Source organism: Streptomyces sp. NPDC047886 (assembly GCF_043204435.1).
Classification (GTDB): Bacteria; Actinomycetota; Actinomycetes; order Streptomycetales; family Streptomycetaceae; genus Streptomyces.
Map to the genome: position 1 here is coordinate 634680 of NZ_JBIDCF010000003.1, position 22976 is coordinate 657655.

The following is a 22976-nucleotide window of genomic DNA, read 5'->3' on the forward strand; positions in this document are numbered from 1 at the left end:
TGGCGCGGTGCGCCGCGCCGTTACGGCGTGATGGCGAACGCGCCGAGGATCGCCGCCGCGAGGTCCTCGTCGCCCTCGATCTTGACGCGGTCGGCGACGGCGGCCGGCCGCACCCGTCCGCAGGCGAGCCGTACGTACGTCTCCCAGTCCAGCGCGAACGTCACGGCGGGGCCCAGGGAGGGCGAGCCGTCGACGCTGCCCCGGCCGTTCGCGTCGACGCGGACCGTGCGGAGGAACTCCACCGGGCCGCTGACGTCGAAGACGACGGCCGAGTTCGGCGGGGCCCCCGCGTCCTTGGCGACGACCTTCGGCAGCACGGTGAGGAACATGTCACGGGCGACGTAGGCGCCGGGGGAGTCGAGGTTCCCCGGCTTGTTGAGCGCGACGCGCAGATCCTGTTCGTGCACCCACACGTCGAACGCGCGGGTCCGGTAGGCGACTTCGAGGCTCTGCTCGGCCCCCAGCGGCGCGCGGACCAGCGTGTCGGGCGAGCGGCTCTCGTTGCGCAGCATGCGGGCGCGGCGGATCAGGACGTACTCGAGCTCGGAGGTCATCTCCGGCGCGGTGTGGTGCCGCCGTACGTCGACCTGCATCTCCATGTAGCGGGCGAAGTCGCTGCGCACGTGGTACAGATCGCGCGGCAGCGAGTGAATCGGCCGCGGGTCGCCCAGCATTTCGCACTCCATGCCGATCACATGGGAGACGATGTCCCGGACCGACCAGGAGGGACACGGCGTGGCGCGATTCCACTCCCCCTCGACGAGCGGCTGCACCAGCTCGGCTATCGCTTCGATGGAGTGGGTCCAGGCGTCGGCGTAGGTCTGGAGGCTGGGATGGACGGTCACGGGACCCCTCGTGCGGATTGGTACGCGGGCTGGGTGCTGTGGCAACTGCCGGGGGTCCGGGGGTGGCCCCCCGGAGAGAACAGTACGCTGCCCCCGGTCACCCCGGCAGTGCTTTCGTGTGACGATCGTAGGCCCGTATTGACGGCTCGAATGCCAGGACGGTGGTAGTGTGCGCGCCTCGCTGATCCAGATCGCAGTAGACCCGGATGAATCGGTTGACGTACGGAGGCGGCGGGTCGCCTCCCTCGTGGGTGAGCAGCGGGAAGCGGACATTGTCGTCCTCCCGGAGCTGTGGCCGGTCGGGGCGTTCGCGTACGAGTCGTTCGCGACCGAGGCCGAGCCGCTGCGGGGACCGACCTGCGCGGCGATGGCGGCGGCGGCGGTGGAGGCGCGCGTCTGGCTGCACGCCGGGTCCGTCGTCGAACGCGCCCCCGACGGGCGCCTCTACAACACGTCGCTGGTCTTCGCGCCGGACGGCGAACTCGTCCGCACCTACCGCAAGATCCACCGCTTCGGGTTCGACACGGGTGAGGCCGTCCTGATGGCGGCGGGCGACGAACTGGTCACCGTGCCGCTGCCGGAGCTGCCGTTCGGCGTGGCCACCTGCTACGACCTCCGCTTCCCCGAACTGTTCCGGGGCCTGGTCGACGCCGGTGCGCGCGCGTTCGTCGTCCCGGCCGGCTGGCCGGCCAGGCGCCGCGAGCACTGGACGCTGCTGGCCCGCGCGCGGGCGGTCGAGAACCAGTCGTACGTCCTGGCCTGCGGCACCGGCGGTACCCACGCGGGCGTGGAACAGGCCGGGCACAGCGTCGTCGTGGACCCGTGGGGCGAGGTCCTGGCGGAAGCGGGCACGGGCGAGGAGGTCCTGACGGTCGATCTGGACCCGGCGGAGGTCACCGCGACCCGCGACCGCTTCCCGGCGCTCAAGGACCGGGTGCTGGGCGTCCCGGCCCCGAAGCCCCCACCGCACTGACCGCGCCCCGGCCGCGGCGCACATGTGCGGACGCCGCCGGTGGGGTCAGTAGTGGTAGCGGGCCTGGGCGATCTCCACCGCCCCGTCCGTGACGCGGTACACGAGCCGGTGTTCGTCCGTGATCCTGCGAGACCACCAGCCCGACAGACTCTCTTTGAGGGGTTCGGGCTTTCCGGCGCCCTCGAACGGGGTCCGCTGGATCTCCTTGATCAGTCGGTTGATCCGCTTGAGGATCTTCGGATCGGCCGTGGCCCAGTAGGTGTACTGGTCCCACGCCCGCCCGGAGAACACGACCTTCACGCGGCGGATCCGGCTTCGTGGTCCGCGTCGATCAGGTCGCGGGCCTGCCCGTGGCCCGCGTCGAGTTCCGCGATGGACTCCATGAGGATCTGGGCGTTGCGCGGCGAGCGCAGGAGGTAGACGGTTTCCTGCCAGGACCGGAAGTCCTCCGCGGACATGATCACGACGTCCCCGTGCTCGCGGGACACGACCTCTATCGGCACGTGATCCTCGTTGACCTGCCGGATCAGCGGGTAGAAGCGCTGCCGGGCCTCGTTCGCCGAGATGGACATGCGCTGACCTCCGAGTACGTGTGAACGGCGTCACCGGCCGCGCGGAGTCGTACGGTAAAACCGTACCAGTGTGCCGGTGCGGTGAACCTGTCGTAGCGCGAATGGCAAGCTTGAACCATGAACGATGCCGGCCAGGCGCCCACCCCCGCGCCCGCACCCCGCAAGCGTGCCCGTGTCCGTGCTCATCGTGGGCTCTGACCAGCGCATATCGACCGCCGAAGGCGCGAGAGCGGCACAGTTAACGCCCTGCAAAGCCCGCCGAAGGCCCCACCCCGTGGGGTCTTCGCCCCATCAGGTGCCCCGTCGGATGTCACTCCGGCGGCTGGCTGTACCTCTCCAGCGTCGCCTTGCTCGTGGACCGGTCCACCAGCCGCAGTTCCCAGGGGCCGGTATTCACGTCGAAGTCCTTGCCGAAGCCGACCCACTTTCCGGCCATGCGCCGTCCGGTCGGCTCGACCAGGAGTTGGATGGCCCCGTGGTAGCGGGCCCCGTTGTAGTAGCCGTCTGCGGCAGTCTGCTCGACCCACGTACCCGTGACCACGTTGCGATCGACCGTGAGATCCAGCGTGAGCGGGCTGTCCGGGTTGCTGCTCGCCCCGGGCAGACTCTGAACGGTCAGCCGGTTCCCGTGCTGGACGATCACTACGTAGTGCTTGCCCTCGTACGAGTCGCCCCGGCTCGAAGAGAAGAACTCGTAGCGACTGAGCCACACTCCCGAAAACGTCTCCTCACCTGTCTGCGCGGTGGGCTGCGCGCCTACAGAGGCAGACGCGACACCGGTTGTGCCGGTCTCCATGTCATGCCCTCCCTTCCCGTCTGCGTGGACTCGTGCCGTCGGCACCGGCAGGGCGAACCCCAGTGCCTCGACCGGACGCCCAGTGACCCGTTCTAAGGCCCTGGCGTACACGCCCCGAGGCGTCTTGCTCGTGCCGGACTCCCAGCGCTGCACCAGCCGCTTGGAAGCCTCGTTCGGCTCCCCCAGTTCCGTACCTGCCCGGCGGAGCGCCTTGGCGAAGTCGTCTTGGCTTAAGCGCAGGCCGATACGCACGGCCCGCAGCACATCATTCGGCACCACGGCGGTCGTCGTCATGACGTCAAAGCTAGACCGAACAGCCATGCAGTGACACCGCTTTGACGCCCTGGAGGGCGTCATTGACACCCCACTGAGTGACGCCCAGGCGACGCCCGAAGCGTCGTCGTTCCGACCGACCGGCGGCGGGAACATCGCTTCACCAAGCCGACCGGGCAAGCGGAAGGCCAACGATGACCACGACCCTGCGGGTGTCTCGCGACTCCGGCCAGACGTTCGGCTCTGAGGTGATCTACCCCAGCAGCAGTGCCGAGAAGCCGTTGACCCCCATGGCCTCCGCCGCCTGGCCCCCCTGCAAGTGCCCCCGAAGTTCCTCACAGACCAGGAAGGCACAGACGTGACGATCACCGACACGACGAAGACCGTGTACGACCTCATCACCCCGGAGCTGAGGGCCGACCTCATCACCATGGTCCGCGAGGACTCCTGGCCGGAGATGACCGACGACCAGGGCCAGCGCGGCGTCAACCAGGTGGCGGCCTTCCTCGCCGTCGCCGCGAACACCACGGAGAGGGCCACGCCCAGCCTTCGCGTGGACCTCTTCTGGCACGCACTCGTGCTCCACACCAAGGACTACGCCAGGGTCTGCGACGCGCTCGGCGGCGGATTCATCCACCACGTCCCCGACCGCAACAACGGCCACGACCCCGCCGAGGGCCGGGCCGCGATGCGTCGGACGGCCGAGGTGATCCGATCGGCCGGCTTCGACGTGGACCCGGAGTTCTGGCCGATCAACGGCGCAGCCGACTGCACCCAGAGCTACGCGGGCTGCTCCGACAGCCCCGTTGCCACATAGCTCCGACTCAAGCGGAGCGACTGACCCACGAGAGCTTCAGCCGCCCGGTATCGTGCCGGGCGGCTGTCGCCGTGAACGAGAACGGACAGGTAGTGACTGACGCTCGCAGCACCGCATGGGACACCTACTCGCAGAGCAAGCCCCAGCGGCGGAAGACCAACGCCAAGGGCGAGACCACATGGTTCAACTGGACCCAGTACCCGGACCACGGCCCCAGGGCCGACGTGCTCAACCTCAACCCGGGAGACCGCGTGCTCGATCTCGGGTGCGGGTCTGGAGGGAACGCCGCTCATCTCGCAACGCTCGGCATGAAGTCCGTCGGGATCGACCTCTCCGCCAAGCAGCTCGACAAGGCACGCGAGCGGTGGCCGGGCGTGGACGGGATGGAACTCCACCAGGCCGACGCGCTCACCTATCTCGGAGACACGTTCACGATCTTCGATGCGGTCTACAGCGTGTTCGGCGCTGCCTGGTTCACCGACCCCGGTCTTCTGCTGCCGATGGTTCACGTGAACCTCAAGCCGGGTGGCGTCTTCGCCTTCTCCCAGCGTCCCCCGGTTGAAGGGTGCTACGGCTGCCAGGCGTCATACATCCCGCGCGGGCCCGAAGAAGACCCCGCTGTCGTCAAGCGGTGGGACTACGAACCCGATGTGTGGGCGCTGATTCTCAAGGAACACGGCTTCGTGGACGTGTCAGCGTCCGTGCTTGCCCCACCCGCCGGGAGTCGGCGCACAGGAACCCTGTTCGTCCGGGGCGTCCAAGGAGGCTAGTCCGTGGTGGAGCGGATCCCGTAGCTGCGCAGGACAACGGCGTCGTACGGTCGTGATCCGGTGTTCATGGGCCAATGGCAAGCTTGAAGGATGAACGATGCTGCCCCGGCGCCCACCCCCGCGCCCGCACCCCGCAAGCGTGCCCGTGTCCGTGCTCCCGAGCTGATCGGCAAAGGTGGGTGGCTGAACACCGGCGGCAAAGAGCTCACCCTCGCCGACCTGCGAGGTAAGTGCGTTGTTGTGGATTTCTGGACCTTCTGCTGCATCAACTGCCTGCACGTCCTGGACGAGCTGCGGGAGCTGGAGGAGAAGCACCGCGACACCGTGGTGATCGTCGGGGTGCACTCGCCGAAGTTCGTGCACGAGGCGGAGCACCAGGCCGTCGTGGACGCCGTCGAGCGGTACGGCGTCCACCACCCCGTACTGGACGACCCGGAGCTCGCGACCTGGAAGCAGTACGCCGTGCGGGCCTGGCCGACGCTCGTCGTGATCGACCCCGAGGGGTACGTCGTGGCGCAGCACGCGGGCGAGGGGCATGCCACGGCGCTTGCCAGGCTCGTCGCCGAGCTGGAGGCCGAGCACGAGGCGAAGGGCACCCTGCGGCGCGGCGACGGCCCGTACGTGCCGCCCGAGCCGGTCGCCACACACCTCCGCTTCCCCGGCAAGGCGCTGCTCCTGGAGTCGGGGAACCTGCTGGTCTCGGACACGACCCGGCACCAGCTGGTGGAGCTCGCGGCGGACGGCGAGACCGTCGTACGGCGCATCGGCGCCGGTGAGCGGGGTCTCGCCGACGGCGGTCCCGGTGACGCCCGGTTCAGTGAGCCGCAGGGCATGTGCCTGCTCCCGGACGGGCGGGTCGTGGTCGCCGACACCGTCAACCACGCGCTGCGGGTCCTGGACCTGGCAACGGGCGAGGTCGGCACGCTCGCCGGGACCGGCGCGCAGTGGATGCAGGGCTCCCCGACGTCGGGGGCGGCCCGCGAGGTGGCCCTCTCGTCGCCGTGGGACGTGGCGTGGTGGCAGGGCCGGGTCTGGATCGCCATGGCGGGTGTCCACCAGCTGTGGGCGTACGACCCGGAGGCGGGCACCGTGGGGGTCGCGGCGGGAACCACGAACGAGGGCCTGGTCGACGGGCCCGCCGCCGAGGCGTGGTTCGCGCAGCCGTCCGGTCTGGCCGCCGCCGCCGACCGGCTGTGGGTGGCCGACTCCGAGACGAGTTCGCTGCGCTGGGTCGACCCGGAGGGGGCCGTGCACACCGCTGTCGGCACGGGCCTGTTCGACTTCGGCCACCGCGACGGTGCCGCCGGCCAGGCCCTGTTCCAGCATCCGCTGGGTGTCACGGTCCTCCCCGACGGTTCGGTCGCCGTCTCGGACACGTACAACCACGCCCTGCGCCGCTTCGACCCGGCGAGCGGCGAGGTCACCACGCTGGCCACGGATCTGCGCGAGCCCAGCGACGCGGTCCTCGTCGGTGACGACATCGTGGTCGTGGAGTCGGCACGGCACCGGCTCACGCGGCTGCGCCTGCCGGAGGAGGCCGTGCGGGTGGAGGCCGTCGCGCACCGGACCCGGCGTGAGGCGACCGAGATCGCGCCCGGCAGGCTGAAGCTGGACGTCGTCTTCCGGGCGCCGACCGGTCAGAAGCTGGACGACCGGTACGGTCCGTCGACGCGGCTGCTGGTCTCGGCCACCCCGCCGGAGCTCCTCGCCGGCGGTGAGGGGACCGGCACCGACCTGTCCCGGGAGCTGGCGCTGAACCCGGAGGTCGCGGAAGGCGTGCTGCACGTCTCGGCGATGGCCGCGTCCTGCGACGACGACCCGGCCAACGAGTACCCGGCCTGTCACGTCCACCAGCAGGACTGGGGCGTCCCGGTGCGGATCACGGCGGACGGCGCGGACCGGCTGCCGCTGATCCTGGCGGGCCTCGACACGCCGTAGCGGGGGGTGGGGGCCCTCACATGAGCCCCTGGTGGCGGGACGGGCGTCCGGCCGCCCCGTCCAGGCAGCCCTCGACCCACCGGCCGGGGTTGTGGGCGGCCTTCGGGCCGCCCACACCCTGGTCCCGCATCCGTGCGCAGCCGCCGTCGAGCAGGTCGCGCGTGAGGTGCCCGTCCCGGTCGTGGTGGCGGATGCGGTTGCCGGTGACGAAACCGGCCTCGTACGCGATGTCGTCGCCCCATGGCGGTCGTTCGCCGTACGTGTGGATCGCCGCGCCGCCCGCGGCCACGACGACCGCGACGGCGGCGGCGCACGCGGCGAGCGTCTTGCCGCGTGCGGGGCCGCGGTGACGGAACGCGTCCGTCGTCTCCTGTCCGAGCAGAACCATGCCGGACACGGTGTCAGGCGGGCCCTTTCGCGGATGTTTCGCGCGCCGCCGCGACGGTGGCCGTCGTCTCGGGTACCGCAGGTACCGGTCGGATGTCCGCTAGTACCGGGGGTCGTCGTCGCGCGGGTCGACCACCGTCGTCGGCGCGACCGGCGGGACGACGGCCCTGCGCCGCCTGGCGATGCTGGTGAAGGTCGCGACGCCGATCAGCCCGACCGCCATGAGGATCACCCCGACCATGTCCAGGTCGACGCCTTTGGCCTCCCAGTCCGTCGCGAAGGTGAGGATCGCACCCGCAGCGATCAGAAGAATGCAGCCACCCAGGCCCATTGTCGTTCGCCTCCTCGTCCGCGTGAGGTGTCGCGAGTACCCCGAACGGGCCCCGCGACGCCTGTACGGGGCCGGTTGGGCGCTGATCCCGCGAACCGTCCGCGAACCGCCCGCCGTAGGGGGCTACTTGAGGAAGGCGACGAGCGCGTTGGCGAGGAGGTACGGGTCGTCCGCGCCGCACAGCTCGCGCGCGCTGTGCATCGACAGGCAGGCGACGCCGATGTCGACGGTCCGGATGCCGTGCCGGGCGGCGGTGATCGGGCCGATCGTCGTGCCGCACGGCATGTCGTTGTGGGAGACGAACGACTGCCACGGCACGCCCGCCTCCTCGCACGCGGCCGCGAACACGGCCCGGCCGCTGCCGTCCGTGGCGTACCGCTGGTTGACGTTGACCTTGAGGATCGGGCCGCCGTTGGCGCGCGGCTGGTGCGTGGGGTCGTGGCGCTCGGCGTAGTTGGGGTGCACGGCGTGGCCGACGTCGGACGAGAGGCAGACGGTCCCGGCGTAGGCGCGGGCGCGGTCCTCGAAGGTGCCGCCGCGCGCGAGGACGGATCGTTCCAGCACGGTGCCGAGCAGCGGTCCCTGGGCGCCGGTGTCGGACTCGGAGCCGGTCTCCTCGTGGTCGAACGCGGCCAGTACGGGGATGAAGGCGGGCTGTTCGTCGGCGGTGGCGACGGCGGCGAGCGCGGCCGTCCCCGCGTGTACGGAGAGCAGGTTGTCCAGGCGGGGCGCGGCGACGAGTTCGCGGTCCCGGCCGAGGTAGGCGGGCGGCTCGATGGAGTGGACCATCAGGTCCCAGCCGGTGACGTCCTCGGGGTCGAGGTCCGCCTCGTGGGCGACGAAGCGGATGAGGTCGCCCTCGTGGATGTCGTCGCCGAGGCCCCAGATGGGCTGCATATGGCGCTGGCGGTCCAGCTTCAGCCCCTCGTTGGCCTTGCGGTCGAGGTGGATGGCGAGTTGCGGTACGCGCAGCAGCGCCCGGTCCACGTTGACGAGCCGGTGCGTGCCGTCGCGGAGGCTGAGGCGGCCGGCGAGGCCGAGGTCCCGGTCGAGCCAGGAGTTGAGCAGGGGGCCGCCGTACACCTCGACGGCGACCTGGCGCCAGCCGTGCGTTCCCGCGTCCGGCTGCGGCTTGACGCGCAGGTTGGGCGAGTCGGTGTGGGCGCCCACGATCCGGAACGGGGTGTGCGGGGCGGCACCCTCCGGCACGTACCAGGCGATGATGGCGCCGCCGCGGATGACGTACCTGCCGCCGGCCGTCCCGTCCCACGCGTCGGTCTCCGCGACCTGCCGGAAGCCGGCCTTGTCGAGCCGCTCGCCGGCGTTCGCCACGGCGTGGTAGGGCGAGGGCGAGGCCGCGAGGAAGGTCATCATGTCGTCGGTGTGGCCGCGGTCGAAGCGGGTGGGTGAGCTGCTCATGCCCACACCATACGGGCGGGGGCAGGCCGGATCGCAGGGGTTTCGGCGGCCCCGTCGCCGTGCCGCGGGCGCCCGTCACGGGGCCGTTGTCAGTGGTGGCTGCGAGTATCGATGGCAGGTGACCGATCGATGACCGCACGTGACCGGAGGTGCCCTGGTGAAGACGATGCGCGCGACCACCCCGACCACCCCGACGACTTTGCCGAACGCGCCCGCCTGTGCCGAGTGTGAGGCACCGGGCGCCGCGTGGAGCCTGCTGTACGGCATGCCGCTCTGCCCGTCCTGTACGAGGGCGGCGGCCGGCCCCCCGGACCGCGAGCCGGTCCGGCTGGGCGACCTCCTCCCGCCACCGGTACGGGTGCCGGTACCGCGCATAGCCGCCTGACGCGCGGACGGCCCGCTTCCCCGGACCGGACCGTCCGGGGAAGCGGGCCGTCGGGCCGCGCTCGGTGTCTCTCAGGTGGTGCGGCGGGTGAGGCGGCTCAGAAGGCCGCCTCGTCCAGCTCCATCAGGGAGTTGTCGACCGCGTCGGCGATGACGCGCTCGGTGGCGACGCCCGGCAGGACGTTGGCCGCGAAGAACTTCGCCGCCGCGATCTTGCCGGTGTAGAAGGCGCGGTCCTTGGCGGACGCGGTCTCCAGCTTCTCGGCGGCCACGGCGGCGCCGCGCAGCAGCAGGTAGCCGACGACGACGTCGCCCGAGGCCATCAGCAGGCGGGTGGTGTTGAGGCCCACCTTGTAGATGTTCTTGACGTCCTCGCCGGTGGCGGCCAGGTCGGTCAGCATCTTGCCGACGATGGCCTCCAGCTCGACGGCGGCCTTGGCGAGCGCGTCGCGGGCGCCGGCCAGCTCGTCGCCGCCGGTGCCGACCGCGAGGAACTTCTTGATCTCCTCGGAGAGGGCGTTCAGCGAGGCACCCTGGTCGCGGACGATCTTCCGGAAGAAGAAGTCCTGGCCCTGGATGGCCGTGGTGCCCTCGTACAGGGTGTCGATCTTGGCGTCACGGATGTACTGCTCGATCGGGTACTCCTGGAGGTACCCGGAGCCGCCGAAGGTCTGGAGCGACTGGGCGAGCTGCTCGTAGGACTTCTCGGAGCCGTAGCCCTTCACGATCGGCAGGAGCAGGTCGTTCAGGCCGTTGAGCGCCTTGGCGTCCTCGCCGGCCGCCTCCTTGACCTGGATCGCGTCCTGGACGGCGGCGGTGTACATGACCAGGGCGCGCATGCCCTCGGCGTACGCCTTCTGCGTCATCAGCGAGCGGCGCACGTCCGGGTGGTGCGTGATGGTGACCTTCGGCGCGGTCTTGTCCATGAACTGCGCCAGGTCGGGGCCCTGGACGCGCTCCTTGGCGTACTCCAGCGCGTTGAGGTAGCCGGTGGACAGCGTGGCGATCGCCTTCGTGCCGACCATCATGCGGGCGAACTCGATGATGCGGAACATCTGGCGGATGCCGTCGTGCTTGTCGCCGATCAGCCAGCCCTTGGCGGGGTGCTTGTCGCCGAACGTCATCTCGCACGTGTTGGACGCCTTCAGGCCCATCTTGTGCTCGACGTTCGTCGCGTACACGCCGTTGCGGGCGCCCAGCTCGCCGGTCTCCCAGTCGAACTCGTACTTCGGCACGAGGAAGAGGGACAGGCCCTTCGTGCCGGGGCCGTGACCCTCGGGGCGGGCGAGGACGTAGTGGAGGATGTTCTCCTCCATGTCGTGCTCACCGGACGTGATGAACCGCTTCACGCCCTCGATGTGCCACGAGCCGTCCGCCTGCTGCACCGCCTTCGTGCGGCCCGCGCCCACGTCCGAGCCGGCGTCCGGCTCGGTGAGGACCATCGTGGAGCCCCAGCGCTTCTCGACGGCGATCTCGGCGACCTTCTTCTGCGCCTCGGTGCCCTCCTCGAAGAGGATGCCGGCGAAGGCCGGACCCGAGGAGTACATCCAGATCGCCGGGTTCGAGCCGAGGATCAGCTCCGCGTACGCCCAGATCAGCGAGCGCGGCGAGGTGGTGCCGCCGATCTCCTCCGGCAGGCCCAGGCGCCAGTACTCGGAGTCCATGAACGCCTTGTAGGACTTCTTGAACGTGTCCGGTACCGGCGCGGTGTTCGTCTCGGGGTCGAAGACGGGCGGGTTGCGGTCCGTGTCGGCGAAGGACTCGGCGAACTCGTTCTCCGCGAGACGGCAGAGCTCCTCCAGGACGCTCTTGGCCGTGTCGACGTCCATCTCCTCGAACGGACCGGTGCCGTACACCTTGTCGCGCCCGAGAACCTCGAAGAGGTTGAACTCGATGTCGCGGAGATTCGACTTGTAGTGCCCCATGGCGACGGCTCCGTAAGGGATCGGGAGGCAGGTTCCTCGTGCATCTACCAGTTAGTAGCTACGATGATGCTACCCGTCGGTAATAAGGGCAACCCCTGCCGCCCGAACTGTGACGCGGTTCCTACCGCCGAACCGCGTCGGCCCCCGCCCCCGCCTCCGCCTCCACCTCCGCCTTCCGCAGGACGGTGATCAGCGACCGCGCCGTCGCCAGGTTGCAGTTGCCGAGCGTGATCAACGGCGGCGTGCCGTAGTCACGCCCGAGCGACGGCAACTTGATCCCGTGCGAGCCGAGGATCACGCGCAGCTCGTTGACGCAGGCCCGCGCCTCTCGGTCCAGCTCCGGTTCCAGCTCCAGACTCATGGGTGCGCCTCCTGCGCTTTCTGTGACGGTCGCGTCACACAGTGGCGTCATGCCGCGTACGGTGGAAGGGTTTCGGGTTCCACGGCGCGAGGTGTGGAGGGCTGCTGGCTGTGGCGGGGCGGCGGAAGGATATCGACGGTTCCCTGAGCGTGCCGTGCTTCTACGGCAAGGAGCTGCGCTTCCAGCGGGAGAAGGCAGGGCTCACGCTGGAGCAGGCCGTGAGGGGCAGTTTCTACGCGGCGACGTACCTGAGCGAGATCGAGCGCGGTCAGCGGCGGATGCCCGAGGATCTGGCCCGCCACATGGACCAGGTGCTGAAGACGGACGGCTACTTCGGGCGATGCTGCGACGATGTGCGCAAGGCGCGCAAGGCCGGTCACGCGGGGTACTTCATGGCCGTCGTGGAACTGGAGGGCCGGGCGCGGGACATCGATCAGTGGGAGCCGTACTACATTCCCGGGCCGCTCCAACTGGAGCCCTATATCCGGGCGACGATCAAGGCGGACCACCCGCGCATCACGGATGAGCTGCTCACCGCCAGGGTGGCGGCTCGGCGGGAGCGCGCTTGGCTCCATGAGGACCCCAAGGCGCCGGAGTCCTGGGCGGTTCTTCACGAGGCGGTTCTGCGGCGGCCCGTCCTGGAGGACAACGAGATGGCCGAACAGCTGGCGCATATCGCCGAGGTCGCCAGGCTCGGTCGGCTCGTGCCACAGGTTCTTCCGTGGAACACCCCGACGCATCCGTTCGCCATGGGCTCGACACGGTTCATGTCCTTCAAGGACGCGCCGCCCGTCATGTATACGGAGGGCATGTACAGCGGCCAACTCATCGACGACCCCGATGCGGTGAGGCAGTATCAGAAAGCGTACGAGCGGCTGAGGGCCACCGCGCTCTCGCCGGAGGAATCGCTGAAGATGATCGAGAGCGCTGCGGAGGCCTACCGGAATGGCAAGCGGACCATCTGACGTGGCTTCCTCGCCGACCCGAGCGCGCCGCGCCACGGTGACGACGCCAGGCGCACCGGGCGGACTCTCGGCCCGCTGGCGTAGGAGCACGTACAGCAGCGGCGGCGGCGACTGCGTCGAAGTGGCCGAGGGGTTCCCGGGTGCCGCCCGCTGGCGGAAGAGCAGCTACAGCAGCGGCGGCGGCGAGTGCGTCGAGGTCGCCGACAACCTTCCCGGGGTCGTGCCCGTCCGGGACTCGAAGGTGCCCGACGGCCCCGCCGTGATCGTCGGGGCCCGCGCGTGGGCGGTGTTCGTCGCGGGGCTCGGGGCGTAGACGGGGCGCCGGGGCCCGGCCCCGCGCGGCCATACCCCGCCCGGGGCGGGCGGGGTTCTCGGTACCCTTGTGCGCATGTACGGCTACGAGCAGAATCCGGGTGCCCAGCAGCAGTACGCTCCGCCGCCCCACCAGGGGTACGCGCAGCAGCCGCCGCTGTACCCCGAGCCGTCTCCGCCGTCGCTGGCGGACGCCGTGCGGGCGTTCACCACGGGTTCGCTGTCCGCCGAGGACTTCCAGCAGATCTTCGCGACCTCCAAGGTCTACTGCCCCCGGGGTGACAACCCCGGCTTCCTCGCGCTGCACAACACGCAGCAGCCGGTCATTCCGATGTTCACGTCGCTGAAGCAGCTGCGCCGGTACGCCGGCAAGGAGTCCAAGTACTTCGTGATCACCGGCGCCGAGGTGATCGACCTCCTGCCCACGGGGTACGGGTTCGTCCTGGACATGGAGGGCGAGCACCGGATCGTCTTCGACGCGAAGGCGGTCGAGGAGATGGTCGACTTCGCGATGCGGCGGATGTACGGCTGACCCGCTGTGCGGCTGGTCAGCCCGCTCAGCCGGTGGGCTCCGCGAGCCGCGACTCGTACTGCGCCGCGCTCATCAGGGCGTCGAGCTGCGCGCGGTTCGCGGGCTTGACCTGTGCGATCCAGCCTTCGCCGTAGGGGTCCTGGTTGATCAGCTCGGGGTCCCCGTCGAGCGCGGGGTTCACGGTGGTGACCTGACCGTCGACGGGCATGTAGATCTCGGTCACGGCCTTCACCGACTCCAGGGTGCCGATCGCGTCTCCGGCTTCCAGCGCGGTGGCCCGGCTGGGGACGTCTACGAAGACGATGTCGCCCAGTTGCCGCTGGGCGTATGCGGTGATGCCGACGCGGACGGTTCCGTCGCCGTCGACCCGTACCCACTCGTGGTCCGTGGTGTAGAGCAGGTCGGTCGGGTTGGTCGCCAAGGGGGCTCCTTCGGGGTGGGGCGGGGTGCGCTGTGGGCGCCGGACGGGCTGTACGGCCCGGTGAGGGCTGCCCCGTCGGGGCCCGGGTATGCCCCGTGTCACCCGCATCGGTGATCGGTTTCCGGTCATGCCGCGCCGGGGGCGGACCGGGCCGGGGGCGGGGCGGGCCGTCCGGGAATGCGTCCGGCGCCGGCCGTGTTCCAGTGGCAGAAAGTTCAGAATTCAACTAACCTGATCGTGTCGCCCCGCCCTGGAGGACCGCCATGCCTGCCGTGACCGTCGAGAACCCGTTGACCCTGCCCCGTGTCACCGCGCCCGCCGGTGTCGCCGCGCGGCCCGTGCTGGCCGTGACGACCGCACCGAGCGGGTTCGAGGGGGAGGGCTTCCCCGTCCGGCGCGCGTTCGCCGGGATCAACTACCGGTACCTCGACCCGTTCATCATGATGGACCAGATGGGTGAGGTGGAGTATCAGCCCGGGGAGCCGAAGGGCACCCCCTGGCACCCGCACCGGGGCTTCGAGACCGTGACGTACCTGATCGACGGAACGTTTGTGCACCAGGACTCCAACGGCGGGGGCGGCACCATCACCAACGGGGACACCCAGTGGATGACCGCCGGGTCCGGGCTGCTGCACATCGAGGCGCCGCCGGAGGCGCTGGTCATGTCCGGCGGGCTGTTCCACGGCCTCCAGCTCTGGGTCAACCTGCCCGCCAGGGACAAGATGAAGGACCCCCGCTACCAGGACATCCGGGGCGGTCAGGTCCGGCTGCTCACCTCGGGCGACGGCGGCGCGCTGCTCCGCGTCATCGCGGGCGAGCTGGACGGGCACGAGGGGCCGGGCATCACGCACACGCCCATCACCATGGTCCACGCCACCCTGCGGGCGGGGGCGGAGGTCACCCTGCCGTGGCGCTCCGACTTCAACGGCCTCGCGTACGTGCTCGCCGGGCGCGGCTCCGTCGGTGCCGAGCGGCGGCCCGTGCGCATGGGGCAGACCGTCGTCTTCGGCGACGGAGGAGCGGTCACCGTACGGGCCGACGACACCCAGGACGGGCACACCCCCGACCTGGAGGTCGTGCTCCTCGGCGGGCGGCCCATCCGGGAGCCCATGGCGCACTACGGGCCGTTCGTCATGAACAGCCAGGACGAACTGCGCCAGGCCTTCGAGGACTTCCAGGCCGGCCGGCTCGGCCGCATCCCGGCCGTGCACGGGATGGGCGAACCGCTCGGCGGCTGAACCGACGGCCGCCTGACGGGGCATCACGGGCCGTGACGGGGCGGAACCGCCGGGAGGCGGACTCCGCCCCGCCGTGTTCCCCTGGAAGAATGCCGACGCCCCTCCTGCCCGAGCCCGTCCGGTGTACCGCCGCCTGGTGCGTCGTCATCCTGCTCGTCAGCGCGGTGGTGGCGGTGGCCGTCTGGCTGGCCGTCACCTTCCGCACGGCGGTCACGGCGGTGCTGCTGGCGCTGCTCGGAGCCGCCCTGCTCGGACCGCTCTACCGGCGGCTCGTCGCCCTGCACGTCAACCGGTCCGTCGCGGCCGGGCTCACCTGCGCGGCCATCGTCGCCGTGTTCGGCGGCGCCGGGTACATCGTCGTCTCCGCCCTGATCGACACCGGCGACCAGATCGTCGCCTCGCTGCGGCGGGCCGTACGCGACCTGTCGGCCACCCTCGGCGCACCGGGCACCACCCTCGACGACCTGATCACCCACGCGCAGGAGCTGCTGGGCGGCATCGGCGGCGGCACCGCGTCGCGCGTGATCAGCGGCATCGGGGTGGTCGGCCAGGTGATCACCGTGGCCCTGCTCGCCCTGCTGCTCGTCTTCTTCTTCCTGCGGGACTCCGGCCGGGCCGTCGACGCCCTGCGCTCCCTCGGGCCCGCCTCCACCGGCGACACCGTGGAGGCGATGGCGCGGCGCGCCTTCGCGGCCGTCGAGGGCTTCATGCGCGGTACCACGTTGATCGCGCTGATCGACGCCGCGTTCATCACCGTCGGACTCGTCATCCTGAAGGTCCCCGGGTACGTCGGACTCGGCGCGCTCGTCTTCATCGGCGCCTACATCCCGTACCTCGGCGCGTTCATCTCCGGCGCCGTGGCCGTGCTCGTCGCCCTCGCCGACCGGGGGTTCGCCATCGCGCTGTGGGCGCTCGGCATCGTCCTCGCCGTCCAGGTGCTGGAGGGGAACATCCTGCAGCCGATGATCCAGAGCAGGACCGTGCACATCCACCCGGCCGTCGTGCTGGTGGCCCTCACCATGGGGGCGTCCGTCGCCGGCATCGTCGGCATGCTGCTGGCCGTCCCGCTCACGGCCGCCGCGTTCGGCGTCGTCGGCGAGCTCCGCAGGACCTACGAGGGCAGGCCGTCCACGGGCCCCGGGGCCTCGTCCACGTCCGGGACGTAGGGGCCGCCCTCGTGGATCTCGAACCAGATCGACTTGCCCTCGCCGCGCGGATCGACGCCCCACGTGTGGGCGAGCATCTCCATCAGGACCAGACCGCGCCCTGACGACGCCATCTCGCCGGGCCGCCTGCGGTGCGGCAGCTCGTCGCTGGTGTCCGCGACCTCGACCCGCAGCCGCCGCTTGCCGTGCTCGCCGGTCGCCTCCGCCACCAGCAGCGCGTCCCCGTCGGTGTGCACGAGCACGTTCGTGACCATCTCGGACACCATCAGGACCGCCGAGTCGACCTGCTCCTCGTCCGCCCAGTCGTGCAGCAGGTCCCGCAGCTGGCGGCGGGCCTCCGCGATCCGCTCGGGTTCGGCCTGCGCGACGCTCAGCGCGGTACGGCGGGCCGGCGCGAGCTGCCGGGCCGGGGCGCCCGTACGGGACAGCAGCAGGATCGCTATGTCGTCCTCGCGGCGGTCGGCGAGCGGCCCCGTGGTGTGGTGGGAGCCGGGCCCGTGCACGGCCTGCACCAGGGTGTCGGCCAGCGTCTCCAGCGCCTCGGCCTCGCCGTCGTACCGCTCCAGCAGCGCCCGGACCCGCTCCCAGCCGGTGTCGAGGTCGTGACCGCCGGTCTCCAGGAGCCCGTCCGTGCAGATCATCAGCGTCTCGCCGGGTTCCAGCGTGAGCCGGGTCGTCGGGTAGTCCGTGTCCGGCACGATGCCCAGCGGCAGCCCGCCCGCGGTGGGTCTCAGCATGACCGTGCCGTCGGCCATCCGGATCGCCGGCTCGGGGTGCCCCGCCCGCGCGATGTCGAGCGTGCCCGTCGCCGGGTCGACCTCCAGGTACAGGCAGGTCGCGAACCGCGCCCCGCCCCCGTGGTCGTCCTCGGTGATCCCGTACAGGAACCTGGACGCCCGTGACAGCACCGCGTCCGGGCGGTGGCCCTCGGAGGCGTACGCGCGCAGGGCGATCCGCAGCTGGCCCATCAGCCCCGCGGCCCGCACGTCATGGCCCTGGACGTCGCCGATGACGAACGCGATCCGCCCGCCCGGCAACTGGATCATGTCGTACCAGTCGCCGCCGACCTGGAGCCCGCCGCCCGTCGGCACGTACCTGGCCGCCACCTCCATGCCCGGGATCGCCGGCCCGAGCACCGGCATCATGGCCCGCTGGAGGCCCAGGGACAGCTCCCGCTCCGACTCGGCGACCCCCGCCCGCGCCAGCGCCTGCGCCAGCATCCGCGCCACCGTCGTCAGCACCGACCGCTCGTCGGGCGTGAACCCGACCGGGTACTTGAACGCGGCCATCCAGGCGCCCATCGTGCGCCCCGCGACGATCAGCGGCAGGAACGACCACGACTCACGGCCGAACCGCTGTGCCAGCGGCCAGCTCGCCGGGTACCGCTCGCGGTACTCCTCGGGGCTCGGCAGATAGATCGCCCGGCCCGTGCGCACCACCTCGGCGGCCGGATAGTCGGTGTCGAGCGACATCTCGGCGAAGGGCCCCTCGTCGCCCGGGTCGTGCCCGTGGTGGCCGATGATCGTCAGCCGGTCGCCGGCGACCCCGAACACGGCCAGCCCGTCCGGTGAGAACCCGGGCATCGACAGCGACGCCGCCACCCGCAGCACCTCGGCCGTCGACCTGGCCTCCGCCAGCGCCCGCCCCGCGTCCAGCAGGAACGCCTCCCGCGAGCGGCGCCAGTCACCGGTGACGGGCGTGCGCGCCGCCGTGCCGGGCTGCGGCTCGGCGACCTCCTGGAGGGTGCCGACGAGCTGGTAGTCGTCCCCCTGGACCAGCGGCTTGGACCGGCTCCGTACGGTACGGATCACCCGGCCCCGCTCGTCCATGATCCGCAGCCGGGCCTCGGCGAGGGTGCCCTCGGCGACCGCCAGGTTCACGATGCCGTCGATCTCGTTCCAGTCGACGGGGTGGAACCGGGACCGCACGGCGGCCTCGCTCAGCCGCACCGGCTCGGCGGGCAGACCGAGCAGCCGGGCGGCCTCCGCGTCCAGCGTGACCATTCCGGAGGCGTTGTCCCAGCGCCACAGGCCGGTGAGAATCGCGGCCAGGACGTCCTCGGTGCGCATTGCCCCACTTTAAGAAGATGGACCGATGAGACGCCACTGTGCGGATGATGTGAGCTGCGGCTCAGTAATGCAGCTAATGGGTCGTGGGGCGGACGGTAACCTTGACTGGTCGAGCCCTACCCATCACCCCGAAGACTGGATGAACGACGATGCATCGGTACAGGTCCCACACCTGCGGCGAGCTCCGCGCCTCTGACGTCTCCACCGACGTCCGGCTGAGCGGCTGGCTGCACAATCGGCGCGACCTGGGCGGCATCCTCTTCATCGATCTCCGCGACCACTACGGCATCACGCAGCTGGTCGCCAGGCCCGGCACCCCCGCGTACGAGGCGCTGGACAAGCAGACCAAGGAGTCGGTCGTCCGGGTCGACGGCAGGGTCGTCTCGCGCGGCGCCGAGAACGTCAACCCGGACCTGCCGACCGGCGAGATCGAGATCGAGGTCTCGGACGTCGAGGTGCTCGGCGCGGCCGGCCCGCTGCCGTTCACGATCAACGCGGACGACGGTGTCAACGAGGAGCGGCGCCTCGAGTACCGCTTCCTCGACCTGCGCCGTGAGCGCATGCACCGCAACATCATGCTGCGCACGGCGGTCATCTCCGCCATGCGCGAGAAGATGACCGCGCTCGGCTTCAACGAGATGGCGACGCCGATCCTCACCGCGACCTCCCCCGAGGGCGCCCGTGACTTCGTCGTCCCGTCCCGGCTGAACCCGGGCAGGTTCTACGCGCTGCCGCAGGCCCCGCAGCAGTTCAAGCAGCTGCTGATGATCTCCGGCTTCGACCGGTACTTCCAGATCGCGCCCTGCTTCCGTGACGAGGACGCCCGCGCCGACCGCTCGCCGGGCGAGTTCTACCAGCTCGACGTCGAGATGTCGTTCGTGGAGCAGGAGGACGTCTTCCAGCCGATCGAGAAGCTCATGACCGAGCTCTTCGAGGAGTTCGGCAACGGCCGCCACGTCACGTCGCCGTTCCCGCGCATCCCGTTCCGCGAGTCGATGCTGAAGTACGGCAACGACAAGCCGGACCTGCGGGCCACGCTGGAGCTGGTCGACATCACGGACGTCTTCGCCGACTCCGAGTTCAAGGCGTTCGCCGGCAAGCACGTGCGCGCCCTGCCGGTGCCGGACGTCTCGGGCCAGCCCCGCAAGTTCTTCGACGGGCTCGGCGACTTCGCGGTCGAGCACGGCGCCAAGGGCCTGGCCTGGATCCGCGTCGCCGACGACATGGCGTTCAGCGGCCCCATCGCCAAGTTCCTCACCGAGGAGAACGTCAAGACGCTGGTCGACCGCCTCGGCCTGAAGCCCGGCCACGCCGTGTTCTTCGGCGCGGGCGACTTCGACGAGGTCTCCAAGATCATGGGCGCGGTCCGGGTCGAGGCCGCCAAGCGCGCCGGCCACTTCGAGGAGGACGTGTTCCGGTTCTGCTGGATCGTGGACTTCCCGATGTACGAGAAGGACGAGGAGACCGGCAGGATCGACTTCTCGCACAACCCCTTCTCGATGCCGCAGGGCGGCCTGGAGGCCCTGGAGACGCAGGACCCGCTGGACATCCTCGGCTGGCAGTACGACATCGTCTGCAACGGCATCGAGCTGTCCTCCGGCGCGATCCGCAACCACGAGCCCGACATCATGTTCAAGGCGTTCGAGATCGCCGGGTACTCGCGGGAGACCGTCGAGACCGAGTTCGCGGGCATGCTCCGCGCCTTCCAGTACGGCGCCCCGCCGCACGGCGGCATCGCCCCGGGCGTCGACCGGATCGTCATGCTCCTCGCCGACGAGCCGAACATCCGCGAGACCATCGCCTTCCCGCTCAACGGCAACGCCCAGGACCTGATGATGGGCGCGCCGACGGTGCTGGAGGAGGCGCGGCTGCGGGAGCTGAACATCGCGCTGCGGAAGCCGCCGACGGAGAAGTGACCCGTCGTCGGCGGTGAAGCGACCCGTCGTCGGCGGCGCGGGCCGTCGTCCGCGTGAAGGCCCCGGGAACCGGACGGTTCCCGGGGCCTTCACGCGTTCCGGCCGCCACTTCTCCGCACGAGGCAACCCGAACGCGAGGCCAAGGCGTTGACAGGGTGTGATGCGCCACCGAGACGACGACGGACGGCCGAGGCCCAGCGCATCCTGGACGGCGCCATGTTCGCCGCCGACGCGTCCCCCGTACCCAGCAGCTCCGAAAGGCCCTGACACCCATGCGTGCCCCTCGTCACCGCCTCGTCCCGGCCACGACGCTCCTGCTCCTGCCCCTGACGCTCAGCGCCTGCGCGGACCCCGGCGGCGTACGGGAGGACCCGGCGCGGCCCGACCGCGCGACGCGGGCGGCGTCGGCCGACCCCGTACGGGAGGGCTCCGTACAGGACGACCGCGGCGGGGACGACCGCGGCGCCGCCCGCGCCGCCGCGCCCCGCGAGATCCCGGGCCTCGGCCCGCGCACCCGGGCGGGCGTCCCGGCCGCCAGCCGGCAGGCCGTCGTGGTCAGGGGCGACGCCCCGGACGCGAACACGTCCACGGTGACCCTCTACGAACGCGACCCCGGGGAGGGCTGGAAGCCCGTGTCGGACCCGTGGCCCGCGCACAACGCGCTGAAGGGCTGGACCGACCACCACACGCAGGGCGACCTGCGCTCCCCGATCGGTGTCTTCACGCTCTCGGACGCGGGCGGTCTCCTCGACGACCCGGGCACGAAGCTCCCGTACGACCAGGGCCGTGCCTTCACCGCCACCGGGACGGGCGTGCTCGGCGAACCCCTGGCGGGATCCTTCGACTACGTCGTCGCCATCGACTACAACCGCGAGCCCGGCACGACGCCCCTCGACTGGACGCGTCCCCTCGGCGATGAGCGCGGCGGCGGCATCTGGCTGCACGTGGACCACGACGGGCCCACGCAGGGGTGCGTCTCCGTGGAGAAGCCCCGCATGCGCGAACTGCTGCGCTGGCTGGACCCGGCGAAGAAGCCGGTGGTGGTGATGGGAGACGTGACGAGCCTCGGTCGGTGACGCGGCCGGGGCGGGGATGAGTGTCGGGCGAGGCGCCCCGGGAGGTGACGCGTCCCGGGCGACGGGCCCCGGGAGGTGACGCGTCGGGCGGTGACGTGCCCCGGGCGGTGAACGGTTCCGGGCGACGGGTCCCGGCGGTGACGCGTCCGGGCGGTGACGTGCCCCGAGCGGTGAACGGTTCCGGGCGACGGGCCCCGGCGGTGACGCGTCCCGGCCGGTGGGGCCGGGCGCGTCGGCCGGTGAGCCGTCAGTCGGAGTCCGGCACCGGCTCCGGGCCCAGGAGCCCCTTCGTCGCGATGAGGAAGCCCAGTTGGGCGCGGCTGCTGCTGCCGAGCATGGTCGAGATGCGGCTCACGTGGCCCGCGACCGTTCTCCGGCTCATGCCCAGACGGCGGGCGATCGAGTCGTCGGTGTGGCCCGAGACGAGCAGCCGCAGTATGGCCTGCTGGATCTCCTCGCTCACCGCGGGGCCGGCCTCCTTCGCCTGCGTCGACCGTACGGGCAGCGCCCGGTCCCAGGAGTTCTCGAAGCTCTTGACGAGGAACTGGATGACCGCCGGATGCTTGATCTCCAGGGCGGAGACGCGCCGTTCACCCACCCCCGGGACGTAGGCGACCCGGCGGTCGCAGATGATGAGCCGGTCGATGAGCTGGTCCAGGGTGCGGACCTCGGCGCCCATGGTGGTGACCCTCTCGACGTAGCGCAGCGTCGGCGGATGCGCCCGGATCGAGTGCTGGTACAGGGTCCGCTGCCGGACGCCTCCGCTCAGGATGACCAGATCACGGCGGAGCGCCTCGTCCAGCAGCTCCGGCTCCCGGCCGCCGCCCGGCTGCATGGTGAGCAGCTCCTCGCGGCAGGAGCGCACCGCGTGGTCGAGGGTGGCGCTGATCAGCTCGTCGCCGGTGATGGTGGTCAGCGAGCCGCGCTGCTCGTGCTTGGCGGCGGTGTACGCGGCCTGGATGGGCACGAACAGGCTGATGAGCGACTGGAGTCTCGACTGCTGGTCGCGGAGGGACTCCTCCAGCGGCCGGGTCAGTTCGGCCAGCGCGACATCCGCGCTCACCGGCACCAGCGACGCCGGGTCGGACGGGGAGGGCGCCAGCAGGCCCAGCCGGTGCAGGCAGTCCGGTGCCGTCTCGGCCGGTACGGACCCGTGGATCACGGCGTCCCGGTAGCAGCTCAGACCCTCGGCGCAGAGGATTTTTGTACTGGTATGGAGTATTTCACTGCAGTCCTTGCTCATGACCCTCCCTGCATATTTGTGCAAGCGGTGATTGTGCAGGGAGGAACCGTCGATTCCCCGGCGGGGTGGCGGCAGAATTTCTGTGGTGGCGGCAACACCTGCCGCTCGCACATGGAGGTCTGTAAGTGCCGGGTACCCTGCCGCTCTTCGGTTTTCGCGCGTTTCTGTCTGTCCACATCATCGCCGTTTTCTGTTTACTCGCGCTTTCGCTTTCGCTCTCGGTTACGGGCGGTGAGCGGGCCCTCAA

Annotated in this window: 24 protein-coding genes and 1 pseudogene; 13 read left to right on the plus strand and 12 right to left on the minus strand. The window is 70.8% G+C overall.

Going from position 1 to position 22976, the window contains the following annotated elements:
* Positions 1–20: 20 nt before the first annotated feature.
* On the minus strand, positions 21–845 hold the full coding sequence (locus ACGF5U_RS14425) for a maleylpyruvate isomerase family mycothiol-dependent enzyme (RefSeq protein WP_392710526.1): 825 nt from the start codon (positions 843–845) through the stop codon (positions 21–23).
* 169 nt (positions 846–1014) lie between these two features.
* Here ACGF5U_RS14425 and ACGF5U_RS14430 point away from each other — a divergent pair, with 169 nt between their 5' ends.
* Positions 1015–1818 carry a carbon-nitrogen family hydrolase gene (locus ACGF5U_RS14430; protein WP_392710527.1) on the plus strand — a complete coding sequence of 268 codons (804 nt, stop codon included), beginning with the start codon at positions 1015–1017 and terminating at the stop codon, positions 1816–1818.
* Between the two features lie 45 nt (positions 1819–1863).
* On the opposite strand, the gene ACGF5U_RS14435 is transcribed toward ACGF5U_RS14430, so the two are convergent.
* From ACGF5U_RS14435 to ACGF5U_RS14445, 3 genes are all read right to left on the minus strand, one after another.
* Positions 1864–2118, minus strand: coding sequence for a Txe/YoeB family addiction module toxin (locus tag ACGF5U_RS14435; protein WP_392710528.1), 255 nt, complete (start codon positions 2116–2118; stop codon positions 1864–1866).
* On the minus strand, positions 2115–2390 hold the full coding sequence (locus ACGF5U_RS14440) for a type II toxin-antitoxin system Phd/YefM family antitoxin (protein ID WP_392710530.1): 276 nt from the start codon (positions 2388–2390) through the stop codon (positions 2115–2117). Before ACGF5U_RS14440 ends, ACGF5U_RS14435 begins: the two co-directional genes overlap by 4 nt.
* 310 nt (positions 2391–2700) lie before the next feature.
* Entirely contained in the window at positions 2701–3480 is a 780-nt protein-coding gene (locus ACGF5U_RS14445) for a helix-turn-helix domain-containing protein (protein WP_392710531.1), read from the minus strand.
* A 337-nt stretch (positions 3481–3817) separates the two neighbouring features.
* On the opposite strand from ACGF5U_RS14445, the gene ACGF5U_RS14450 reads away from it, so the two are divergent.
* The 3 genes from ACGF5U_RS14450 to ACGF5U_RS14460 all read left to right on the plus strand — a co-directional run bounded on the left by ACGF5U_RS14450 (position 3818) and on the right by ACGF5U_RS14460 (position 6984).
* Positions 3818–4276, plus strand: a complete 459-nt coding sequence (locus ACGF5U_RS14450) for a glycine-rich domain-containing protein (RefSeq protein ID WP_392710532.1) — start codon at positions 3818–3820, stop codon at positions 4274–4276.
* Positions 4277–4368: 92 nt separating this feature from the next.
* Positions 4369–5046 carry a class I SAM-dependent methyltransferase gene (locus ACGF5U_RS14455; RefSeq protein ID WP_392710534.1) on the plus strand — a complete coding sequence of 226 codons (678 nt, stop codon included), beginning with the start codon at positions 4369–4371 and terminating at the stop codon, positions 5044–5046.
* Positions 5047–5136: 90 nt separating this feature from the next.
* Positions 5137–6984 (plus strand): NHL domain-containing thioredoxin family protein, encoded by a 1848-nt coding sequence (locus tag ACGF5U_RS14460; protein ID WP_392710535.1) that lies wholly within the window; start codon positions 5137–5139, stop codon positions 6982–6984.
* A gap of 16 nt (positions 6985–7000) precedes the next feature.
* Here ACGF5U_RS14460 and ACGF5U_RS14465 read toward each other — a convergent pair whose 3' ends face one another.
* The 3 genes from ACGF5U_RS14465 to ACGF5U_RS14475 all read right to left on the minus strand — a co-directional run bounded on the left by ACGF5U_RS14465 (position 7001) and on the right by ACGF5U_RS14475 (position 9121).
* Positions 7001–7372, minus strand: coding sequence for a hypothetical protein (locus ACGF5U_RS14465; RefSeq protein WP_392710536.1), 372 nt, complete (start codon positions 7370–7372; stop codon positions 7001–7003).
* 99 nt (positions 7373–7471) lie between these two features.
* On the minus strand, positions 7472–7702 hold the full coding sequence (locus tag ACGF5U_RS14470) for a DUF6458 family protein (protein ID WP_392710538.1): 231 nt from the start codon (positions 7700–7702) through the stop codon (positions 7472–7474).
* 123 nt (positions 7703–7825) lie between these two features.
* Positions 7826–9121, minus strand: coding sequence for a M18 family aminopeptidase (locus ACGF5U_RS14475; RefSeq protein WP_392710539.1), 1296 nt, complete (start codon positions 9119–9121; stop codon positions 7826–7828).
* Positions 9122–9278: 157 nt separating this feature from the next.
* On the opposite strand from ACGF5U_RS14475, the gene ACGF5U_RS14480 reads away from it, so the two are divergent.
* The gene (locus ACGF5U_RS14480) at positions 9279–9506 is read left to right on the plus strand and encodes a hypothetical protein (protein WP_392710541.1); all 228 of its coding nucleotides are present in this window, start codon (positions 9279–9281) and stop codon (positions 9504–9506) included.
* A 97-nt stretch (positions 9507–9603) separates the two neighbouring features.
* Here ACGF5U_RS14480 and ACGF5U_RS14485 read toward each other — a convergent pair whose 3' ends face one another.
* Both ACGF5U_RS14485 and ACGF5U_RS14490 read right to left on the minus strand, forming a co-directional pair.
* The gene (locus tag ACGF5U_RS14485; RefSeq protein ID WP_392710542.1) at positions 9604–11430 is read right to left on the minus strand and encodes an acyl-CoA dehydrogenase; all 1827 of its coding nucleotides are present in this window, start codon (positions 11428–11430) and stop codon (positions 9604–9606) included.
* 121 nt (positions 11431–11551) lie between these two features.
* Positions 11552–11791 carry a hypothetical protein gene (locus ACGF5U_RS14490; RefSeq protein ID WP_392710544.1) on the minus strand — a complete coding sequence of 80 codons (240 nt, stop codon included), beginning with the start codon at positions 11789–11791 and terminating at the stop codon, positions 11552–11554.
* Positions 11792–11901: 110 nt separating this feature from the next.
* Here ACGF5U_RS14490 and ACGF5U_RS14495 point away from each other — a divergent pair, with 110 nt between their 5' ends.
* From ACGF5U_RS14495 to ACGF5U_RS14510, 4 genes and pseudogenes are all read left to right on the plus strand, one after another.
* Positions 11902–12756, plus strand: coding sequence for a helix-turn-helix domain-containing protein (locus ACGF5U_RS14495; protein WP_392710545.1), 855 nt, complete (start codon positions 11902–11904; stop codon positions 12754–12756).
* Positions 12737–12859, plus strand: a pseudogene (locus ACGF5U_RS14500) (hypothetical protein); the annotation flags it as partial. The gene ACGF5U_RS14495 and the pseudogene ACGF5U_RS14500, both read left to right, overlap by 20 nt.
* An 18-nt stretch (positions 12860–12877) precedes the next feature.
* Positions 12878–13069, plus strand: a complete 192-nt coding sequence (locus ACGF5U_RS14505) for a DUF397 domain-containing protein (protein WP_392818389.1) — start codon at positions 12878–12880, stop codon at positions 13067–13069.
* Positions 13070–13144: 75 nt separating this feature from the next.
* Positions 13145–13600, plus strand: coding sequence for an SseB family protein (locus tag ACGF5U_RS14510; RefSeq protein ID WP_392710546.1), 456 nt, complete (start codon positions 13145–13147; stop codon positions 13598–13600).
* A 25-nt stretch (positions 13601–13625) separates the two neighbouring features.
* Here ACGF5U_RS14510 and gcvH read toward each other — a convergent pair whose 3' ends face one another.
* A complete protein-coding gene (gcvH, locus tag ACGF5U_RS14515; protein WP_392710547.1) occupies positions 13626–14021 on the minus strand; it encodes a glycine cleavage system protein GcvH in 396 nt (131 codons plus the stop codon).
* A gap of 263 nt (positions 14022–14284) precedes the next feature.
* Here gcvH and ACGF5U_RS14520 point away from each other — a divergent pair, with 263 nt between their 5' ends.
* Together ACGF5U_RS14520 and ACGF5U_RS14525 are read left to right on the plus strand one after the other, a co-directional pair.
* Complete coding sequence (locus tag ACGF5U_RS14520) at positions 14285–15259, plus strand: pirin family protein (RefSeq protein ID WP_392710549.1); 975 nt, start codon at positions 14285–14287, stop codon at positions 15257–15259.
* A gap of 89 nt (positions 15260–15348) precedes the next feature.
* Complete coding sequence (locus ACGF5U_RS14525) at positions 15349–16425, plus strand: AI-2E family transporter (RefSeq protein ID WP_392710550.1); 1077 nt, start codon at positions 15349–15351, stop codon at positions 16423–16425.
* Here ACGF5U_RS14525 and ACGF5U_RS14530 read toward each other — a convergent pair.
* Positions 16371–18494: a SpoIIE family protein phosphatase gene (locus ACGF5U_RS14530; protein WP_392710551.1), complete on the minus strand. Its 2124-nt coding sequence runs from the start codon at positions 18492–18494 to the stop codon at positions 16371–16373. The two genes, ACGF5U_RS14525 and ACGF5U_RS14530, sit on opposite strands and share 55 nt — an antisense overlap.
* A 149-nt stretch (positions 18495–18643) precedes the next feature.
* On the opposite strand from ACGF5U_RS14530, the gene aspS reads away from it, so the two are divergent.
* Both aspS and ACGF5U_RS14540 read left to right on the plus strand, forming a co-directional pair.
* A complete protein-coding gene (gene aspS, locus ACGF5U_RS14535) occupies positions 18644–20410 on the plus strand; it encodes an aspartate--tRNA ligase (RefSeq protein ID WP_392710552.1) in 1767 nt (588 codons plus the stop codon).
* A gap of 272 nt (positions 20411–20682) precedes the next feature.
* Positions 20683–21486, plus strand: coding sequence for a L,D-transpeptidase family protein (locus tag ACGF5U_RS14540; protein WP_392710553.1), 804 nt, complete (start codon positions 20683–20685; stop codon positions 21484–21486).
* Positions 21487–21733: 247 nt separating this feature from the next.
* On the opposite strand, the gene ACGF5U_RS14545 is transcribed toward ACGF5U_RS14540, so the two are convergent.
* Positions 21734–22729 carry a LuxR C-terminal-related transcriptional regulator gene (locus ACGF5U_RS14545; RefSeq protein ID WP_392710554.1) on the minus strand — a complete coding sequence of 332 codons (996 nt, stop codon included), beginning with the start codon at positions 22727–22729 and terminating at the stop codon, positions 21734–21736.
* Positions 22730–22976: the final 247 nt, after the last annotated feature.

What these genes read in the sequence shown, in the direction of transcription:
- ACGF5U_RS14440 (WP_392710530.1), bottom strand. Translation starts at nt 2,390, where the DNA reads ATGTCCATCTCGGCGAACGAGGCCCGGCAGCGCTTCTACCCGCTGATC.
- ACGF5U_RS14445 (WP_392710531.1), bottom strand. Translation starts at nt 3,480, where the DNA reads ATGACGACGACCGCCGTGGTGCCGAATGATGTGCTGCGGGCCGTGCGT.
- ACGF5U_RS14460 (WP_392710535.1), top strand. Translation starts at nt 5,137, where the DNA reads ATGAACGATGCTGCCCCGGCGCCCACCCCCGCGCCCGCACCCCGCAAG.
- ACGF5U_RS14465 (WP_392710536.1), bottom strand. Translation starts at nt 7,372, where the DNA reads ATGGTTCTGCTCGGACAGGAGACGACGGACGCGTTCCGTCACCGCGGC.
- ACGF5U_RS14470 (WP_392710538.1), bottom strand. Translation starts at nt 7,702, where the DNA reads ATGGGCCTGGGTGGCTGCATTCTTCTGATCGCTGCGGGTGCGATCCTC.
- ACGF5U_RS14475 (WP_392710539.1), bottom strand. Translation starts at nt 9,121, where the DNA reads ATGAGCAGCTCACCCACCCGCTTCGACCGCGGCCACACCGACGACATG.
- ACGF5U_RS14485 (WP_392710542.1), bottom strand. Translation starts at nt 11,430, where the DNA reads ATGGGGCACTACAAGTCGAATCTCCGCGACATCGAGTTCAACCTCTTC.
- ACGF5U_RS14490 (WP_392710544.1), bottom strand. Translation starts at nt 11,791, where the DNA reads ATGAGTCTGGAGCTGGAACCGGAGCTGGACCGAGAGGCGCGGGCCTGC.
- ACGF5U_RS14510 (WP_392710546.1), top strand. Translation starts at nt 13,145, where the DNA reads ATGTACGGCTACGAGCAGAATCCGGGTGCCCAGCAGCAGTACGCTCCG.
- ACGF5U_RS14520 (WP_392710549.1), top strand. Translation starts at nt 14,285, where the DNA reads ATGCCTGCCGTGACCGTCGAGAACCCGTTGACCCTGCCCCGTGTCACC.
- ACGF5U_RS14525 (WP_392710550.1), top strand. Translation starts at nt 15,349, where the DNA reads ATGCCGACGCCCCTCCTGCCCGAGCCCGTCCGGTGTACCGCCGCCTGG.
- ACGF5U_RS14530 (WP_392710551.1), bottom strand. Translation starts at nt 18,494, where the DNA reads ATGCGCACCGAGGACGTCCTGGCCGCGATTCTCACCGGCCTGTGGCGC.
- aspS (WP_392710552.1), top strand. Translation starts at nt 18,644, where the DNA reads ATGCATCGGTACAGGTCCCACACCTGCGGCGAGCTCCGCGCCTCTGAC.
- ACGF5U_RS14540 (WP_392710553.1), top strand. Translation starts at nt 20,683, where the DNA reads ATGCGTGCCCCTCGTCACCGCCTCGTCCCGGCCACGACGCTCCTGCTC.
- ACGF5U_RS14545 (WP_392710554.1), bottom strand. Translation starts at nt 22,729, where the DNA reads ATGAGCAAGGACTGCAGTGAAATACTCCATACCAGTACAAAAATCCTC.